Here is an 18,014-nt window from a genome sequence, read left to right on the forward strand (position 1 = left end):
CCCCGCCACGCCCCCTGCCGGCGCTCGCCTATCAGTGCCACTTCCGGTGGTCGAACACGCGGCAACGCCGCCGTATCGGTGGTCGTGTAGGGGGCAAAGCCAAAGCCCGGTGGTCGAGTAGGCGGCGCAGCCAGCGTATCGAGACCAGACCCGAGGCGGATCTCGATACGCGCGCTCCGCGGCCTACTCGATCGCCGACCTGGCGTTCCGGTGCGTCCACTCCGCAAACGCCCGGTGGTCGAGTAGGCGGCGCAGCCGCCGTATCGAGACCAAACCCGAGGCGGATCTCGATACCCCCGCTCCGCGGCCTACTTGATCACCGACTCAGCTTCCGGTGGGTCGAAGTCCGATGTTTCACGTGAAACATCCGCGGAACGACCCCGCATCGAGACCAGACACGGGTCGGTGGTCGAGTAGGCGGCAAAGCCGCCGTATCGAGACCCCCACCCGGCACATGATCTCGATACCCCCGCTCCGCGGGCTACTCGATCACCGACCCGGGGCTGCTGTGCGTCAAGTCCGATGTTTCACGTGAAACATGAGTCGGCCACCCAGCGACCAACGGGTCGCTCACTCGTCTCTTGGGCGCCTCGGCTTGCGACTCAGTCCATTCAGCTTCTCCAGTTGCCCCTTCACGAGGGCGAGTCGCTTCGCACGACCCCAGCGCTGAACCTGCTTCTCGCGCAGGAAGGCATTCTCGATTCTCGAGTAGTACTCCGAGTGGAGAAGCCGCACCGGCAGTCGATTTCGGGTGTACACGGGCGCCTCGCCCTCCTGATGCTGCGCCAGGCGACGATCGAGGTCCCAGGTCCTGCCGACGTAGAGCGAGCGGTCACTGCACTCGAGGATGTACATGAAGGGCATGTGGATGAGTGTCGGTGATGAACAATGGCCCGGATACAGCGCGGAGGCGGGTTGTAGACGCGAAGCGCTCGCTCACCGGTTGTGGAGGAGCAGCCGATCTCGATACGCCCGCTCCGCGGCCTACTCGATCACCGGGCGCTCCGCGGCCTACTCGATCACCGGAAGGCGTGTGCGGGGTCCTCGATCGCCGATCAGCGCACGGTCGCGCGAACCACCCGCGTGGGCTCGTCGAGGAGCCCTTCGCCCAGCACCTCGAGCCGCACGTTGCTCAGGCGATACTTGCGGATCTGCTTGTCGGCGGTCTCGATCTCGTTCGAGGCATTGGCGCCCTTGAGCAGGATCAGCTCCCCGCCGTCGCGCACCAGCGGTGCGGTCAGCGGCACCAGAGTGCGCAACGCGCTCACGGCGCGCGCGGTCGCGGCATCCAGAACCGGGCCGTGTCTCCAGTCCTCGGCGCGCGCACGAACCACCTCGACGTTGTCGAGACCGAGGTCCGACGCCTGCTCCGTCAGCCAGGCCACTCGGCGCTCCATCGGCTCGATCAGTATCCACTCGACGTCTGGGCGTGCGATCGCCAACACGAGCCCCGGTAGGCCGGCGCCCGATCCGACGTCGCCGACTCGCCCCGAGAAGAGCGGAGCGGCGACCGCACTGTTCAGAATGTGCCGAGTCCACAGGCGCGGGGGCTCGAGTGGGCCGATCAGGCCCCGTTCTTCGCCGTGCTCGGCCAGCGCCTGCGTGAACTGCCGCGCCAGATCGATGCGATCACCGAAGATCTCTGCGGCGACCGCGGGTTCGGGTTCGACGTCGCTCATCGACCGCTCCGGCGCCGCGAGCCTGACTCAGCGCGCCGTTTCACGTGAAACGTCAGCCTCGGCTGATGACGGTGTGGCGGTCCGCGCCCTCGCCGTACGACTCCGAAACGAAGCCGCGCTCGGTCACGATGTCGTGCACCAGTTTCCGCTCGTAGCTCGACATCGCCGGCAGGGATGCCTGGGTGGCGCCCTCTTCGAGTCGCGCGATCGCGCGGTCCACCAGGGCTTCGAGCTCACGCTGGCGCGTGTCGCGCGAGCCGCCGATGTCGAGGATCAGCCGTGAGAAGCGCCCCGTGCGGTTCTGCACCGCGATGCGTGTCAGTTCCTGCAGCGCCTGCACCGTATCGGGATCCGACAGCAGCGCCAGCGAGCCCGGCTGATCGGACTCCAGCGAGACATACGCGCGCCCGGACTTCACATCCAGCGCAAGATCGCCGTCGATGTCGGCGATGTCCATGAGCTCCTCGAGGAAGTCGGCGGCGATGTCGCCTTCTTGCTCGAGCTGCTCGACGGTCGCAGCCGCGCGCTCGACCGGAGCGTCTTCGACGGGGGAGAGGTCAGGAGTGGTCATCGGTTCCTCGAAAGTGATCGGGGTGGAAGTCAGGGATTCAGGATGCCGCGCCGGCGGCGCCGGCCGCGGGGTCGGCGGAGCCACCGGGCTTCGAGCCGGCATCGCCCGGCTGCTTCTGCGCCTGCTTCTTCGCCCGCTGCTTTCCGACCGGCTGCTGGCGCTTGGGGGCGGCGGCCTTGGCGCGCTCAGCCTCTTCGTACAGACGCTGCTGCTCGGCCTGGTACTTCTCGATCGGGATGATCTTCCCCGACGAGTCGATGGCCTTGCCCTTGCGTGAGAGGCGCTCTTCGCGCATCTTCGCGGCCTCGGAGCCCGGAGTGGGCATGTTCCGGATGACGACGAACTGTTGGACCATCGTCCAGACGTTGCTCGTGAACCAGTAGATGACGACGCCGAGCGGGAAGAAGACGCCGGAGAACACGAAGGCGAACGGCAGCACCCAGAGCATGATCTTCTGCATCTGGTAGGCCTGGCCGGTCTTCGCCTCGGGCGACAGGTTCTTCGAGATGATCTGCAGCTGCGTGAAGAACTGGGACACGATCATGAGGATCACGAGGACCAGCAGGATGCCGACGGTGACCTGCCAGCCGGGGGCCTGGGCCTCCCATGCGCCGACGAGCGTGTCGTGCAGCGACGCGACGCCGAACAGCTTCGCGTTGTAGAACTCCGTCATGAGCTCGTTGTTCAGCAGGCCGACTCCGGTGTGCGTCGGATCGGTCTTGATGGTCTGCACGCCGTTGAGCACGCTGAACAGCGCGAAGAACACCGGCATCTGAACCAGCAGGGGGAGGCATCCCGAGACAGGGCTCGTGCCGTGCTTCTTGTACAGGGCCATCGTCTCGCGGCTCATCGCCTCGCGGGAGAGCTGATCCTTCTTGCCCTTGTACTTCTCCTGAACTTTTCGCAGTTCAGGGGCTATTTCCATCATCTTCCGCTGGCTCTTGATCTGCTTCACGAAGAGCGGGATGAGCGCGGACCGGACCACCAGCACCAGACCGACGATCGCGAGCACCCAGGTGATGCCGGCGGCCGCCGGCAGACCCATGGCGGTGAACAGCCAATGCCACGAGACGAGCACGAGCTCCACCAGCCACTTCAGTGGCCAGAGGATGATTCCGATCAGATCCGGCACGGATCAGTCCTTTCTGAGGGAGACAGGTACGACGAACCCGCGCGGGGTCAATTCGTACCGGAAGTCCTTGTGCATGGGGACGTCGTCGACGCCGCCCTTCGCCCAGGGGTGGCAGCGAGCGATACGGGCCGCCGCCATCGCAGAGCCTTTGAGTGCGCCGTGCTGCTGCACCGCGCCGACCGCATAGGCCGAGCACGACGGGTAGTACTTGCAGACATCGCCATACGCATGGGAGATCGTCGCACGGTAACCATGGAGCAAGCTCAACACGGTGTTGCGTGGCAGGAGCGGAATCGAGCGCGTCGCCGATGACGATTCGAAGTGGCCCTGTCCGACCGAGGCCATGGGCAGCGTTGCAGAACTCATGCGGCGCTCCGGGCCAGACAGCGGACGACCTCGGCACGCAGATCTCCGAACGGGACGGTCCCGGCGTTCGGCAGAGCGCGGATCACGACGTCCGATCCTGCGTTCACCGTCGGCAGGGCCTCGGCGCAGACGGCCTTCAGGCGGCGGCGGACCGTGTTGCGCACCACGGCGGGACCGACCTGACGACTGACGATGAATCCGAAGCGCGCCGAACGGTCCTGTCCAGTCGCCGTCACGTAGGTGACGGTGTTCGGGCCCGCGCAACGGCGACCCCTGCGGACGACGGCCTTGTAATCCGCTCCGCGGGTGAGTCGGTTCGGCCTCGCAAGCACCGCTGGGGGGTCAGGCCGAAAGCTCGGTGCGCCCCTTGGAGCGACGAGCGGAGAGGATGCTGCGGCCGGCGCGGGTGCGCATGCGGGCGCGGAAACCGTGCTTCTTGGCGCGGCGGCGGTTGTTGGGCTGGTACGTGCGCTTGGTCATGAGATCACTTCCGGATCAGTGTGTCGCCGGAACGCTCAGACCGGGGACGTGGGAACGGGACTGCCGTCAAGGCATAAGTCAACCGATTAAGGTTACGTTCCCAGCGCCGAGAACTCAAACTGAGCGGAATCGGCCCGCCATTATCCCCAATACATTCCCAGACTCCTGGCAATGACACGCGGTGCGGTCCTACAGTGGAGTTTGCTCCCGTGGCGCCCGCTGACTAGCGTGGCTCGGGCAGTTATCCACAGGTTCGACGTGACGATCTCCGTCGGAAAACCTGTGATGCGTCAATTCTCCCGGGGGGGCCATGTCATCGCACGAAGTTCCAGATGTTCCCGTCTGGTCAGCCGTGCTCGACGAGCTCGCCGGAGATGACCGCGTCACTCCTCAGCTGCAGGGATTCCTGAGCCTCGCCGTTCCCCAGGGCGTCATGGGCGGCACGCTCTACCTCGACGTCCCCAACGACCTGACGGCCGCGCAGATCAACAAGCGCATGCGGACGCCGATCATGGAGGCGCTGACCCGCGTCGACCAGGATCAGCAGCACGACCCGTCCGCGACCGCCTTCCGCGTCGTCGTGAACCCCGAGCTCGCCGACGCAAGGATGACGGCCCCGATCCCGGTGCAGCCGAACTCGCCTTCCACACCGACGCGGCAGCCGATTCAGGAGACGATCGACGCGACGTCCGCTGCGTCGCGCAGCGACACCAGGCTGAACCCCAAGTACACGTTCGACAACTTCGTCATCGGACAGTCGAACCGCTTCGCCCACGCCGCTGCCGTGGCCGTCGCGGAGGCACCCGCCAAGGCGTACAACCCGCTCTTCATCTACGGAGACTCGGGGCTCGGCAAGACCCACCTCCTGCACGCGATCGGCGACTACGCGCTCAGCCTCTATGCCGGCATCCGCGTCAGATATGTCTCGAGTGAGGAGTTCACGAACGATTTCATCAATTCGATCGCGAACAACAGAGGCTCCGCCTTCCAGGCCAGGTACCGGGACGTCGACATCCTCCTGATCGACGACATCCAGTTCCTGCAGGGTCGTGCCGAGACCCAGGAGGCGTTCTTCCACACCTTCAACACCCTGCACGACCACGACAAACAGGTCGTCATCACCAGCGATGTTCCGCCGAAGCACCTGACCGGGTTCGAGGATCGCATGCGCAGCCGGTTCGAGTGGGGCCTCATCACCGATGTGCAGGCACCCGACCTCGAGACCCGCATCGCGATCCTCCGCAAGAAGGCCCAGAGCGAACGCCTGCACATCCCCGACGAGGTGCTCGAATACATCGCCACTGTGGTGTCGTCGAACATCCGCGAGCTCGAGGGCGCGCTCATCCGTGTCTCCGCCTTCGCGAGCCTGAACCGTTCCACCCTCGACATGTCGCTGGCGCAGACTGTTCTGCGGGACATCGTCGACCAGGACGACGCGAACGTGATCTCGCCGACCGACATCATCACGGCGACGGCGGCGTACTTCAAGCTCACGGTCGACGACCTCTACGGCTCGAGCCGATCGCAGGCTGTCGCGACGGCGCGGCAGATCGCGATGTACCTGTGTCGTGAGCGGACCAGCCTTTCGCTGCCCAAGATCGGTCAGCTGTTCGGCAATCGGGACCACACCACGGTGATGTACGCCTACAAGAAGATCAGCGACCTGATGAAAGAGCGCCGTTCGATCTACAACCAGGTCTCCGAGATCACCGCGCAGCTCGGCCGCACGTCGCGCTGAGCCGACTCAGCCGCCGTCGATCGAGCTGGCGGCACTGCGCCACCCTATTCCGCGGTCGATTCGTCATATGCCGCAAGAAGTCCTTGACAGGTCGCGTCCGACGGGGGGATCATGCCCGTTCTTCACAGTGTGGAAAACCTGTGGATAACTCCGTTTCCCTGCGGAAACTCTGTGGGCGAGGGAGTGCAGCCTGTGGATGACGGATGCCGACGCCCGGCTGCCGGCACACCTGTGGATGACGCGATCCGCAGCCGATCCACATCTCACACGGTTGTAGTTCCCCTGTCTCGACACGCATCGGCCGAGTTATCCACAGTTCCCACAGGCGTTAAGAAGAAGACAGATCTCTCTCTATAGGAAACCTGTTCGATCACCTTGAGGGTGGCCAAGCGGTCTTACGGTGCGGAGAACACAGGGCACTAGCATGGGAGAGCCCAACAGGATGTCGAGGGAGCACCAGTGAAGTTCCACGTCAATCGCGATGTGTTCAGCGAAGCCGTGTCATTCGTCGTGAAGCTCCTGCCGCAGCGCAACCCCCAGCCGATTCTGGCCGGCGTGCTGATCGAGGCATCCGAGGCCGGCCTGTCTCTCGCCGCCTTCGACTACGAGGCTTCGGCGCGTACGACGATCGAAGCCACCGTCGACGAGCCGGGCACGATCCTGGTCCATGGCCGGCTGCTCTCCGAGATCGCCAGCCGGCTGCCCAACGCTCCGATCCAGGTCGAGGTCGACGACGACGGTGGGATCGTCCTCACGTGCGGATCCGCACGCTTCACCCTCGCCTCGATGCCTGTGCAGGAGTATCCGGCCATCCCCGAGGTATCGGGCGACACCGGTCTCGTGCCCGCCGAGGACTTCGCGACCGCGATCGCGCAGGTCGCCTTCGCCGCCTCGCGCGACGATGTCACCCCGGTTCTCACCGGCGTGCAGCTCGAGGTGTCGGGCACGCAGCTGAGCCTGGTCGCGACCGACCGCTACCGTGTCGCGCTCCGAGAGATTCCCTGGGACGGCGGCACGGCATCCGATGAGCCGACCACGGCGCTGGTGCCGGCCCGTACGCTCACCGAGGTCGGAAAGACCTTCGCGCACGGCGGTGACATCTCGATCGCATTCTCCGGTTCCGGGGATCGGGAGATCATCGCGTTCACCGCGGGCAACAAGACCGTGACGTCGCTCCTGATCAAGGGAAACTTCCCGCCGGTCAGGCGACTGTTCCCCGAGCAGACCGAACACCACGCGGTGCTGAACACGGCCGAGCTGGCCGAAGCCGTCCGCCGCGTCTCGCTCGTGCTCGACCGGTCGGCGCCGCTGCGCTTCACCTTCACCACGGACAGCGTCTCGATGGACGCATCGGGCACCGAGCAGGCACGCGCATCCGAGACCGTCGACTCCAATCTCGTCGGCGATGACGTCACCCTGGGACTGAACCCCCAGTACCTGCTCGAGTCGCTCGGTGCGGTCAAGAGCGAGTTCGTGCGGATCACCTTCACATCGAGCGACAACGCGAACAAGCTCAGCCCTGTACTGATCACGCCGCAGACTTCGGTCGACAAGGGCGGCGCAGAGTCCTTCAAGTACCTGCTCCAGCCGAACCTGCTCCTGCGCTGACCGCCGGGGTGGTGGACACCCCGGCGACCGTGCCACCAGACTGTGAGCCATGCAAGGGGTTGCTGCCGGTGGCATCCGGACGCCGGACCAGCGCCTGCGCGTCTTCGTGAGCTCCACGCTGAAAGAGCTCGCCCCTGAGCGCCGCGCCGCTCGCGCCGCAATCGAGCGGCTCGCCCTCGCCCCCGTGATGTTCGAGCTCGGTGCGCGCCCGCACCCGCCGCGCGATCTCTATCGCGCCTACCTCGAGCAGAGCGACATCTTCGTGGGCCTGTACTGGGAGCAGTACGGCTGGATCGCTCCGGGCGAGCAGGTCTCCGGCCTCGAGGACGAGTGGAATCTCGCGCCGGCGATGCCCAAGCTGATCTATCTCAAGCGCAGCGAGCACCGGCAGGACCGGCTGGATGAGCTCCTGTCGCGGATCCGCGCGGACGACGATGCCTCCTATGTCGCCTTCACCGACCCCGCAGAACTCGCCGATCTCGTCACTGCCGATCTCGCGACACTGCTCGCCGAGCGGTTCGACGCCGCCGCGGGCCGGCACACGCCGTTCGACGAACCCGCCGTCGAGGTCTTCTCCACCGAACCGGTGCGGCCGCCCTCGCCGCTGACCAGGCTCGTCGGTCGTGACGACGAGCTCGCGCTCGTGACGAAGATGCTGACCGATGACGGCCAGCGACTCGTGACCATCACCGGCTCGGGCGGGATCGGCAAGAGCCGACTCGCCCTGGCCGCAGCACGGCAGGTCGAAGCGGCGTTCCCGGACGGCGTCGTGTTCGTCGACCTCGCGCCGGTGCTTGAGCCTCGTCTCGTGGTCACGGCGATCGCCAACGCGATCGGCATGCGCGACACCGGCGAGCGGCCGCTCAGTGAGAAGCTCGCCGGGGCACTGGGACGACGAAGACTCCTCCTCGTCCTCGACAACGTCGAGCAGGTGGTCGAGTCCGCGCCGGAGATCGGCGCGTTGATCGCCGGGTCGTCCTCGTCGGTGCTCGCCACGAGCCGGATCCTGCTCAGGGTGCGGGGTGAGCAGAACGTGCCACTCGGCCCTCTTCCCTCGGCGGAAGCCGCCGAGCTGTTCGCCGAGCGTGCGCGTGCGGTCAAGCCGGACTTCGAACTCACCGATGAGAACGTGGCGCAGGTCGTGGCGATCTGCGGGGCCCTGGACAACGTCCCGCTCGCGATCGAACTCGCAGCCGCCCGGCTGCGGGTCCTGGGGCCCGCGGACCTCGTCGAGCGGCTCGATCATGCCCTGCCCCTGCTGGTCGGCGGCGCACGTGACCTCCCGGAACGTCAGCGCACGCTTCGGGCGACCATCGAGTGGAGCGCGCAACTGCTGTCCGCGCCGGAGCGCCAGCTGCTGCTGCGGCTCGGGGTCTTCCGCGCGGGATTCGGGCTGGACGCGGTCGAGTGGATGGCCGACGACGGCACGGATGCCGTGGATGCGCTCGGAGCCCTCGTGGACGGAAGTCTCGTGCGTGAGCAGGACCGTGGATCGCGACCCTGGTTCACGATGCTCGCGACAGTGCGCGAGTACAGCCGCGATCGGCTCGCCGAGCAGGGACTTCTCGCGGAATCACTCGATCGGCACGCCGACTTCTACGTCCGGCTCGCCGTCGCCGCGGGCGCGTCTCCTACCTGGCAGAGCCAGGTCGAGCGCGTGACGCGCCTGCTCGATGAGCAGGATGAACTCCGGGCGGCCGTCGATCAACTCCTCGCGAACGCACGGTTCGACGACGTGGCTGAGATCGCGTGGCCGCTCTATTCGTTCTGGTGGGGTGGCGGTCGTGCCGGCGACATTCGGATCTGGATGAGCCGCCTGCTCGAACCGGGGCGCGTGCTCAGTGAGCGATCCCGGGTCATCGCCGAGTACTGTCTCAATGCCATCCGCTACTGGCGGACAGCCGACGACTCGGTGGTCCCGGCGATAACCCGTTGCCTCGAGTACTTCGCTCGGGTTGGCGACCGGCGCGGCGAGGCGCTGGCTCGGGCGTCGCTGGCACTGGCGGAATTCGCGCAGGAACCACCCGCCCTCGAAGCAGCGGAGCAGAATGCCGCACTGGCGATCGAGCTGTCCGAGGAGTTCGACCCCGACTTCGGCGGTGCGGTGGTGGGAGTGATGCTCGGCCGCCTCTGGCTCGCGCAGGGTCGGGTCCAGGATGCAGTCGCCCAGTTCGAGCGGACGCTGTCGGTGGCGCGCCGCATCCGTGACACGCTGGGGCAGGCGATCGCCCTCAGCCATCTCGGCTGGGCCCGCATCGTCGGCGGCGATTCGAGCCGCGCTCGGGAATGCTTCGGTGAGCAGCTGCTCCTCGCATCCACGATCGGGCACGAGGAAGGAATCGCCGACGCGCTCGAGGGGATGTTCGCCGTGGCATCGACCTGGGGTGACATCGGCCGGGCCGGGCGCATGCTGGGCGCCGCCGAGAACATCCGCGAGCGCAAGGGCCTGCCGACTCGCTCACCCCTCTCGTTCTTCGAACCCTTCATCGAGGGCATCCTCGCAGGACCCGACGCGGCACCTTTTGAGACGGCACGCCAGCAGGGGCGGGACGCCGAGCTGGCCGATATCGTGGAGGCCGCGCTGCTGTGACGGCCGGATTCGGCCTCCACGGTCTCTGCAGAGCCCGGGGTCCAGGTCAGAGCGGCGAACTAGGGTTGCACAGTGATCGTTGAGCACCTCAGCCTCGTGGACTTCCGCAATTACGCGGCAGCCGACGTCGCGCTCGGTGCGGGGCCGAATGTCTTCGTGGGCCGCAACGGCCAGGGCAAGACCAACCTCGCCGAGGCTGTGGCGTACCTCGCGACGCTGGGCTCGCATCGTGTGGCCAATGACGCGCCGATGGTGCGGGACGGTGCGGATGCCGCGATCATCCGCGCGCGCCTGGCCCACGGCGAGCGGCACGTGCTGCTGGAAGCGCAGCTGAACCGGCAGGGCGCCAACAAGGCCCGGGTCAACGGCGCTCCGGTGAAGAGCTCAGAGCTCCCGCGCTATGCGCAGGTCGTGCTGTTCGCCCCGGAGGACCTGCAGATCGTGCGCGGTGACCCCTCTTCCCGCCGCCGCTTCATGGATCAGCTGCTCGTGCAGCGCTCACCGCGCTTCTCCGGCGTGCTGGCCGACTACGACCGCGTGCTCAAGCAGCGCACGGCGCTGCTCAAATCCGCCAGGGCCCGCGGCATCCGCGGCGACCAGCTGTCGACACTCGATGTCTGGGACGACAAGCTGGTCTCGCTCGGCACAGAGCTCATCGAGGCTCGCCTCGCGCTCGCCGCGGACCTCAGCGGTCCACTCGCCGCCGCGTACACCGCGATCGCCGGGGCCGATCACGAGCCGCGGCTGGAGTGGGCGCTGTCGGTGCGCGGCGCGGATCCCGAAGAGGGTGCGGGTGGGGGCCGGGACGTCGGCGCTCCCGCGGGCGACGGCGGCTCCGCGTCCGATGCCTCGCCCAGTCCGATCGCCGACCAGTTCCGCCTCGCCCTCGCAGCCCGCCGTGCGGCCGAGCTGGATCGCGGACTGACGCTCGTGGGACCGCATCGGGACGATCTGCTGCTGCGCGTCCGCGGACTCCCGGTGAAGGGGTACGCCTCGCACGGCGAATCGTGGTCCGTCGCGCTCGGGCTGCGGCTCGCGTCGGCCGAGCTGCTGCGGGCCGACTCGCGCCTGGGCGACCCCGTGCTGATCCTCGACGACGTCTTCGCCGAGCTCGACACCGATCGCAGGGCACGCCTCGCCGAGCTCACCGCGACATACGAGCAGGTCATCGTGACGGCCGCGGTGGAGGAGGACGTCCCGCTGGGACTGCGTGCGCACGTGGTGCGGGTCGAGTGTGGACGCATCCTGGATGGCTCGGATGCCTGAACCCGAGATCCCGGACGGCGACGAGCCCGTCCCGGAGACCGTCGCCACCTATCTGCGCCTGCGCGGACTGGAGCCGTCCGCCCGCACATATCGCAAGCGCAGACGCCGTGGACCCGACGACGAGAACGCGCCGTTCACTCCGGGGCGCGACCCCAAGGGCGTCGCCGATGTGCTCTCCGACCTCACTCGCAGCGCCGGCTGGGACTCGCAGCTCGCCCGTGAAGACGTGGTGCGCACGTGGGCCGAAGTCGCCGGTGAGGACACCGCGCGCCACACCAATCCGGTGGCGTTCACCGAGGGGACGCTGACCGTCCAGGCCGACTCGACCGCGTGGGCCAAGCAGCTGCAGCTCATGCGCTCGCAGATACTCTCCGAGATCGTCCGGCGATTCCCCGAAGCGGGGGTCGACGGCATCCGCTTCATCGGCCCTGACGTCCCCTCCTGGAAATGGGGTCCCAGAACGACTCCAGGGCGTGGTCCGCGCGATACCTACGGGTAAGACACCTCCAGTCCTATCCGAACGGAATTCAGGGCGCCACAGGGGCGCACATGGCGCGGGTGAGAGCGGTTCCTTGGTAGACTGGAGCGGCCCCGAAATACGATGTGGAGCGCGCCGAGAATATGACGTCCGAGACCCCCGACAGCCTGCCCGAAGCACCCGAACTGCCTTCCACGGAACCAGAGCAAGCCGAACGGACTCACGTCGAGTACGGAGCTGACGAGATCCAGGTCCTCGAGGGTCTCGAGGCGGTCCGCAAGCGCCCGGGTATGTACATCGGCTCGACTGGACCCCGTGGCCTCCACCACCTCGTCTCCGAGATCGTCGACAACTCGGTCGACGAGGCTCTCGCCGGCTACTGCGACACGATCGTCGTGACGATCCTCCCCGACGGCGCGATCAGGGTCGTCGACAACGGTCGCGGCATCCCGGTGGACATGCACAAGACCGAGGGCAAGTCGACCGTGGAGGTCGTGCTCACGGTGCTCCACGCCGGAGGCAAGTTCGGTGGGGGCGGTTATGCCGTTTCCGGCGGACTCCACGGCGTGGGTTCGTCCGTCGTGAACGCGCTCTCGAGCCGGCTCGAGGTGGAGGTGTACCGCCAGGGCTATGTCTGGCGGCAGTCCTACCGCGACGGCGGCGTGCCGCAGGCGCCCCTGGAGCGCGCCGAGCCCAGCACCCACACCGGGACGACGATCACGTTCTGGCCGGATGACTCGATCTTCGAGACCGTCGAGTTCGAGTACGAGACCCTGCGCACCCGGTTCCAGCAGATGGCGTTCCTGAACAAGGGCCTGCGCATCGACCTGGTCGACGAACGCGCCGCGTCGGCGTACGAGGAGGAGACCGAGCCGGGAACCGTCGTGCTGCAGCAGCGCAACGACAGCTTCCTCTACGAACGCGGACTCGTCGACTACGTCGAGTACCTCAACCGCGTCCGCAAGGCCGACCACGTCAACGACGAGGTCATCGACTTCGAATCCGAAGACACCGAGCGCAAGATCGCGCTCGAAGTCGCGATGCAGTGGACCACGAGCTACACCGAGAACGTCTTCACCTACGCGAACACGATCAACACGCACGAGGGCGGAACCCACGAAGAGGGCTTCCGTGCGGCGCTCACCACACTGGTCAACAAGTACGCGCGCGCGAACAACCTGCTCAAGGAGAAGGACGAGAACCTCTCGGGCGACGATGTGCGCGAGGGTCTGACGGCGGTGATCTCGGTCAAGCTGTCCGAACCCCAGTTCGAGGGTCAGACCAAGACCAAGCTGGGCAACACCGAGGCGAAGGCGTTCGTGCAGAAGGTCGTCGGGGACCGGCTCGGCGACTGGTTCGACCGCAATCCCGTCCAGGCCAGGAACATCATCCGCAAGGCGATCGACGCCGCGACCGCGCGCCTCGCCGCACGGAAGGCGCGCGAGACGGCGCGACGCAAGAGCGTGTTCGAGAGCGCGGCGATGCCCGACAAGCTCAAGGACTGCACGTCGAAGGATCCGTCGATCAGCGAGATCTTCCTGGTGGAGGGCGATTCGGCCGGCGGCTCCGCCGTGCAGGGTCGCGATCCGCACACCCAGGCGATCCTCGCGCTTCGCGGGAAGATCCTGAACGTCGAGCGCGCGCGGCTGGACCGCGCCCTCGGCAACCGCGAAGTGCAGGCGATGATCCAGGCGTTCGGCACCGGCATCGGCGAGGACTTCGACATCACGAAGGCCCGGTACCACAAGATCGTGCTGATGGCGGATGCCGATGTCGACGGTCAGCACATCACGACGCTCCTGCTGACACTGCTCTTCCGCTACATGCGCGGACTCATCGAGGCCGGCTTCGTCTACCTCGCGCAGCCGCCGCTGTATCGCCTCAAGTGGTCCAACGCACCGCATGAGTACGTCTACAGCGACCGGGAGCGCGACGCGCTGCTGACCGAGGGACTCGCGAGCGGCAAGCGGATCCCGAAGGACAACAGCATCCAGCGATACAAGGGTCTCGGCGAGATGAACGCCAAGGAGCTGTGGGAGACCACGATGGACCCCGAGACGCGCACCCTCCGCCAGGTCACGATCGACGATGCCGCCGCGGCAGACGAGATCTTCACGATCCTGATGGGCGAGGACGTCGAGTCGCGGCGCGGATTCATCCAGCGCAACGCGAAGGACGTCCGGTTCCTCGACATCTGATGCACGATCGGCGTTTCGTCTCGCTTCGCTCGCTCAACGACCAGTGGTTGAGCGAGCAGCACAGCGATGACGCGGCACGCCAGGACGAACGAAAGAACACACATGACTGACGAAGAACGCCCCGCGCCCGTGCACAACCACGGTCACATCGACCAGGTCGACCTCCAGTCGGAGATGCAGCGCAGCTATCTCGACTACGCGATGAGCGTGATCGTCGGCCGTGCCCTGCCCCGGGTCGAAGACGGCCTCAAGCCGGTTCATCGCCGGGTGATCTACGGCATGTACGACGGCGGATTCCGCCCGGACAAGTCGTTCTCCAAGTGCGCACGTGTCGTCGGCGAGGTGATGGGTCACTACCACCCGCACGGCGACGCACCGATCTACGACGCCCTCGTCCGCCTCGTGCAGCCCTGGTCGCTGCGTTACCCGCTCGCGCAGGGCCAGGGCAACTTCGGCTCGCCCGGCAACCAGGGCGCGGCCGCCCCCCGCTATACCGAGACCAAGATGGCCCCCCTCGCGCTCGAGATGGTGCGCGACATCGAAGAAGACACCGTCGACTTCCAGGACAACTACGACGGCCAGACGCAGGAGCCCGTCGTGCTCCCGGCGCGATTCCCGAATCTCCTGGTCAACGGCTCGGTCGGCATCGCGGTCGGCATGGCGACCAACATCCCGCCGCACAACCTGCGCGAGGTGTCCAACGGTGCGCTCTGGGCTTTGGAGAACCCTGATGCGACCAGGGAGGAGCTCCTCGAAGCCCTCATGGAGCGCATTCCCGGGCCCGACTTCCCGACCTACGCGCAGATCCTCGGAACGCGCGGCATCAAGGACGCCTACCGCACCGGTCGCGGCTCGATCACGATGCGCGCCGTCGTCAACGTCGAGGAGATCCAGGGCCGCACCTGCCTGGTCATCACCGAGCTGCCGTACCAGGTCAACCCCGACAACGTCGCGGTCAAGATCAGCGACCTCGCCCGCGAAGGCAAGATCACTGGCATCGCCGACATCCGCGACGAGACCTCCGACCGCACGGGGCAGCGCCTCGTCATCGTGCTGAAGCGGGATGCCGTCGCCAAGGTCGTGCTGAACAACCTGTACAAGCACACCCAGCTGCAGGAGAACTTCGGCGCGAACATGCTCGCGATCGTCGACGGGGTTCCGCGCACCCTGCCGCTCGACGGCTTCATCTCGCACTGGATCGACCACCAGATCAACGTCATCGTGCGCCGCACCCAGTTCCGGCTGCGCAAGGCCGAAGAGCGCATGCACATCCTGCGCGGCTACCTCAAGGCGCTGGACGCACTCGACGAGGTGATCGCCCTGATCCGCCGGTCGCCGACCGTGGATGACGCGCGCGACGGACTGAAGTCGCTCCTGGAGATCGACGACATCCAGGCCGACGCGATCCTCGCGATGCAGCTTCGCCGCCTCGCCGCCCTGGAGCGCCAGAAGATCATCGACGAGGCGGCCGAGCTCGAGTCGCAGATCACCGACTTCAAGGCGATCCTCGCCGACCCGACCCGGCAGCGCTCGATCATCCGCGAGGAGCTCACCTCGATCGTGGAGCGTTTCGGCGATGACCGCCGCACGCAGATCCTGCCCGGCTACGACGGTGACATGTCGGTCGAAGACCTCATCCCCGAAGAGGAGATGGTCGTCACCGTCACGCGCGACGGCTACATCAAGCGCACGCGCAGCGACAACTACCGGCAGCAGCACCGCGGCGGCCGCGGGGTCAAGGGCGCGCAGCTGCGAGCCGACGACGTCGTCGAGCACTTCTTCGTCACGACGACCCACCATTGGCTGCTCTTCTTCACCACGAAGGGCAGGGTTTACCGCGCGAAGGCGTATGAGGTGCCCGAGGCCGGCCGTGACGCGAAGGGACAGCACGTCGCGAACCTCCTCGCACTGCAGCCCGGCGAGGAGATCGCCCAGATCCTCGACATCCGCGACTACGGCGTGGCGACGTACCTGGTGCTTGCCACGCGCAGCGGCCTGGTGAAGAAGACCCGCCTGACCGAGTACGACACCAACCGCCAGGGCGGGGTCATCGCCATCAAGCTGCGCGGCCAGGACGAGGAGGACGGCGACGAGGTCGTGAGCGCCCTGCTCGTGGACGAGGGCGATGACATCCTGCTCATCAGCCGACTCGGCATGTCACTGCGCTTCACCGCGACCGACGACGCGTTGCGACCGATGGGCCGATCGACCGAAGGCGTCAAGGGGATGTCGTTCCGTTCCGGCGACAGCCTGCTGTCGGCATCCGTCGCCCAGAGCGGCGCGTACGTGTTCGTCGTGACCGACGGCGGCTACGCCAAGCGGACCGCGATCGAGCAGTATCGCGGTCAGAGCCGCGGCGGCCTGGGCATCAAGGTGGCGCGCCTGAGCGATGACCGGGGGGTCCTCGCAGGCGGTCTGATGGTGGCCGAGGACGACGAGGTCTTGGTGGTTCTTGCCAGCGGCAAGGTGGTACGCTCTGCCGTGGCCGAGGTCCCCGCCAAGGGCCGCGACACCATGGGCGTCGTGTTCGCCCGCGCCGAAGACGCCGATCGCATCATCGCGATAGCGCGCAACGGAGAGCGCGGCCTCGCCGAGACATCAGAGGCAGCCGACACCGAGCACGATGCAGGGTCGGACACACCCGAGGCCTCCACTGCTGTTGAAAATGACGGCACGATCCCCGAAGAGAGTACTGACGCATGAGCACCGTAGCCGACAAGCTCGCAAAGAAGTCCAGCCACAAGACCAGCGCCAAGCAGGTGCGCCTGCGGCTGGTGTACGTCGACTTCTGGTCGGCGGTCAAACTGTCGTTCCTGGCCGCCGTCGCGCTCGCGATCGTGACCGTCGTCAGCTTCCTCCTGGTCTACCTCATCGTCCAGACGACCGGCCTGATCGGCAAGGTCGACGAGTTCTTCCAGAGCTTCTCGGACGGCGGCGTCTCCATCACGGCGTTCGTCGGCCTCCCGCAGGTCATGGCGTTCGCCGCCATCGTCGCGATCCTCAATCTGGTGGTCGTGACCGTGCTCGGCGCAGTGATCGCGGGCATCTACAACCTGGCAGTGAAGGTCACCGGCGGTCTTCTGGTCGGCTTCACCTCGAACTGACGCGGGTCAGACCGCGCCGGTCGTCCCGAGCAGGGTGCCGATCGCCCAGGTGACGGCCAGCGCGAGCGCGCCGCCGATCACCAGGCGTGCGGTCGCCCGCATCTTGCTGCTGCCGCCGAGGTGCGCCGACACGGTGCCGGTGATGCCCAGGGCGACGAGCACTGCGACGAACGTCACCGGCACGCGCAGCTCCGGCGGCGGCAGCAGGATCGCCAGCAGCGGGAGCATCGCGCCGAGCGTGAAGGCGATCGCCGACGACAGGGCCGCCTGCCACGGGCTGACCAGATCGTGCTGATCGATGTGCAGCTCGACCTCGAGGTGCGCGGCCAGGGCGTCGTGCTCGGTGAGTTCGAGGGCCACCTGCCTCGCAGTGGCCTCGCTCAGCCCGCGCTCGCGGTACAGCGAGGTCAGCTCCTCGAGCTCTTCATCGGGGAGCTCCTTCAGCTCCCTGGTCTCCTTCGCGATGAGGGCTCGCTCGCTGTCGCGCTGACTGCTCACCGACACGTATTCGCCGAGCGCCATCGAGATCGCGCCGCCGACGAGCCCTGCCACTCCGGCGACCAGGAGTGCGGCCGTATCCGTGGTGGCCCCTGCGACGCCGACGACGAGCGATGCGACCGAGACGATGCCGTCGTTCGCGCCGAGCACTCCTGCGCGCAGCCAGTTCAGACGCTGGCCGACGCCTCCCGTATGGGCTTCGCCGGCGTGCGTGGGATCGTCATCGCTCACACCCCCAGTGAACCAACGAAGGATGCGGGCGCGCGACGCCACACCGAGCGAGGCGCCGCTCCCGCGGATTCGTGA

The 18,014-nt window shown here is 67.0% G+C and carries 16 protein-coding genes; 8 read left to right on the forward strand and 8 right to left on the reverse strand.

From position 1 onward, the window contains the following. Nucleotides 1-570: 570 nt before the first annotated feature. The 7 genes from BM349_RS01020 to rpmH form a co-directional block, all read right to left on the reverse strand. A complete protein-coding gene (locus BM349_RS01020; RefSeq protein WP_091701304.1) occupies nt 571-864 on the reverse strand; it encodes a GIY-YIG nuclease family protein in 294 nt (97 codons plus the stop codon). 191 nt (nt 865-1,055) lie between these two features. Beyond that, a complete protein-coding gene (gene rsmG, locus BM349_RS01025) occupies nt 1,056-1,679 on the reverse strand; it encodes a 16S rRNA (guanine(527)-N(7))-methyltransferase RsmG (protein WP_091701308.1) in 624 nt (207 codons plus the stop codon). A 52-nt stretch (nt 1,680-1,731) separates the two neighbouring features. Next, entirely contained in the window at nt 1,732-2,250 is a 519-nt protein-coding gene (locus BM349_RS01030) for a Jag family protein (RefSeq protein WP_091704650.1), read from the reverse strand. A 37-nt stretch (nt 2,251-2,287) separates the two neighbouring features. Then, nucleotides 2,288-3,382 (reverse strand): membrane protein insertase YidC, encoded by a 1,095-nt coding sequence (gene yidC / locus BM349_RS01035; protein WP_091701312.1) that lies wholly within the window; start codon nt 3,380-3,382, stop codon nt 2,288-2,290. 3 nt (nt 3,383-3,385) lie between these two features. Further along, nucleotides 3,386-3,727, reverse strand: a complete 342-nt coding sequence (gene yidD / locus BM349_RS01040) for a membrane protein insertion efficiency factor YidD (RefSeq protein WP_091701317.1) — start codon at nt 3,725-3,727, stop codon at nt 3,386-3,388. A gap of 17 nt (nt 3,728-3,744) precedes the next feature. Further along, complete coding sequence (gene rnpA, locus BM349_RS01045) at nt 3,745-4,080, reverse strand: ribonuclease P protein component (protein ID WP_091701322.1); 336 nt, start codon at nt 4,078-4,080, stop codon at nt 3,745-3,747. Nucleotides 4,081-4,090: 10 nt separating this feature from the next. Then, nucleotides 4,091-4,228 carry a 50S ribosomal protein L34 gene (rpmH, locus tag BM349_RS01050; protein ID WP_091701326.1) on the reverse strand — a complete coding sequence of 46 codons (138 nt, stop codon included), beginning with the start codon at nt 4,226-4,228 and terminating at the stop codon, nt 4,091-4,093. Between the two features lie 310 nt (nt 4,229-4,538). On the opposite strand from rpmH, the gene dnaA reads away from it, so the two are divergent. The 8 genes from dnaA to BM349_RS01090 all read left to right on the forward strand — a co-directional run bounded on the left by dnaA (nt 4,539) and on the right by BM349_RS01090 (nt 17,210). Next, a complete protein-coding gene (dnaA, locus tag BM349_RS01055; protein ID WP_091701329.1) occupies nt 4,539-5,966 on the forward strand; it encodes a chromosomal replication initiator protein DnaA in 1,428 nt (475 codons plus the stop codon). Nucleotides 5,967-6,425: 459 nt separating this feature from the next. Then, on the forward strand, nt 6,426-7,574 hold the full coding sequence (gene dnaN, locus BM349_RS01060; RefSeq protein WP_091701333.1) for a DNA polymerase III subunit beta: 1,149 nt from the start codon (nt 6,426-6,428) through the stop codon (nt 7,572-7,574). Between the two features lie 49 nt (nt 7,575-7,623). Beyond that, nucleotides 7,624-10,164 (forward strand): DUF4062 domain-containing protein, encoded by a 2,541-nt coding sequence (locus tag BM349_RS01065; protein ID WP_091701336.1) that lies wholly within the window; start codon nt 7,624-7,626, stop codon nt 10,162-10,164. 72 nt (nt 10,165-10,236) lie between these two features. Then, the gene (recF, locus tag BM349_RS01070; RefSeq protein ID WP_091701339.1) at nt 10,237-11,430 is read left to right on the forward strand and encodes a DNA replication/repair protein RecF; all 1,194 of its coding nucleotides are present in this window, start codon (nt 10,237-10,239) and stop codon (nt 11,428-11,430) included. Then, the gene (locus tag BM349_RS01075; protein ID WP_091701342.1) at nt 11,423-11,929 is read left to right on the forward strand and encodes a DciA family protein; all 507 of its coding nucleotides are present in this window, start codon (nt 11,423-11,425) and stop codon (nt 11,927-11,929) included. Before recF ends, BM349_RS01075 begins: the two co-directional genes overlap by 8 nt. A gap of 122 nt (nt 11,930-12,051) precedes the next feature. Then, entirely contained in the window at nt 12,052-14,106 is a 2,055-nt protein-coding gene (gyrB, locus tag BM349_RS01080; RefSeq protein WP_091701345.1) for a DNA topoisomerase (ATP-hydrolyzing) subunit B, read from the forward strand. Between the two features lie 102 nt (nt 14,107-14,208). Continuing rightward, on the forward strand, nt 14,209-16,809 hold the full coding sequence (gene gyrA, locus BM349_RS01085; protein ID WP_091701348.1) for a DNA gyrase subunit A: 2,601 nt from the start codon (nt 14,209-14,211) through the stop codon (nt 16,807-16,809). After that, nucleotides 16,806-17,210: a DUF3566 domain-containing protein gene (locus tag BM349_RS01090; protein ID WP_091701352.1), complete on the forward strand. Its 405-nt coding sequence runs from the start codon at nt 16,806-16,808 to the stop codon at nt 17,208-17,210. The genes gyrA and BM349_RS01090 overlap by 4 nt, the downstream gene beginning before the upstream one ends. A gap of 6 nt (nt 17,211-17,216) precedes the next feature. On the opposite strand, the gene BM349_RS01095 is transcribed toward BM349_RS01090, so the two are convergent. Continuing rightward, nucleotides 17,217-17,939, reverse strand: coding sequence for a VIT1/CCC1 transporter family protein (locus BM349_RS01095; protein ID WP_091704653.1), 723 nt, complete (start codon nt 17,937-17,939; stop codon nt 17,217-17,219). Nucleotides 17,940-18,014: the final 75 nt, after the last annotated feature.

It is taken from the genome of Microbacterium sp. cf046 (assembly GCF_900114345.1).
In the GTDB taxonomy this organism is placed as follows: Bacteria; Actinomycetota; Actinomycetes; order Actinomycetales; family Microbacteriaceae; genus Microbacterium.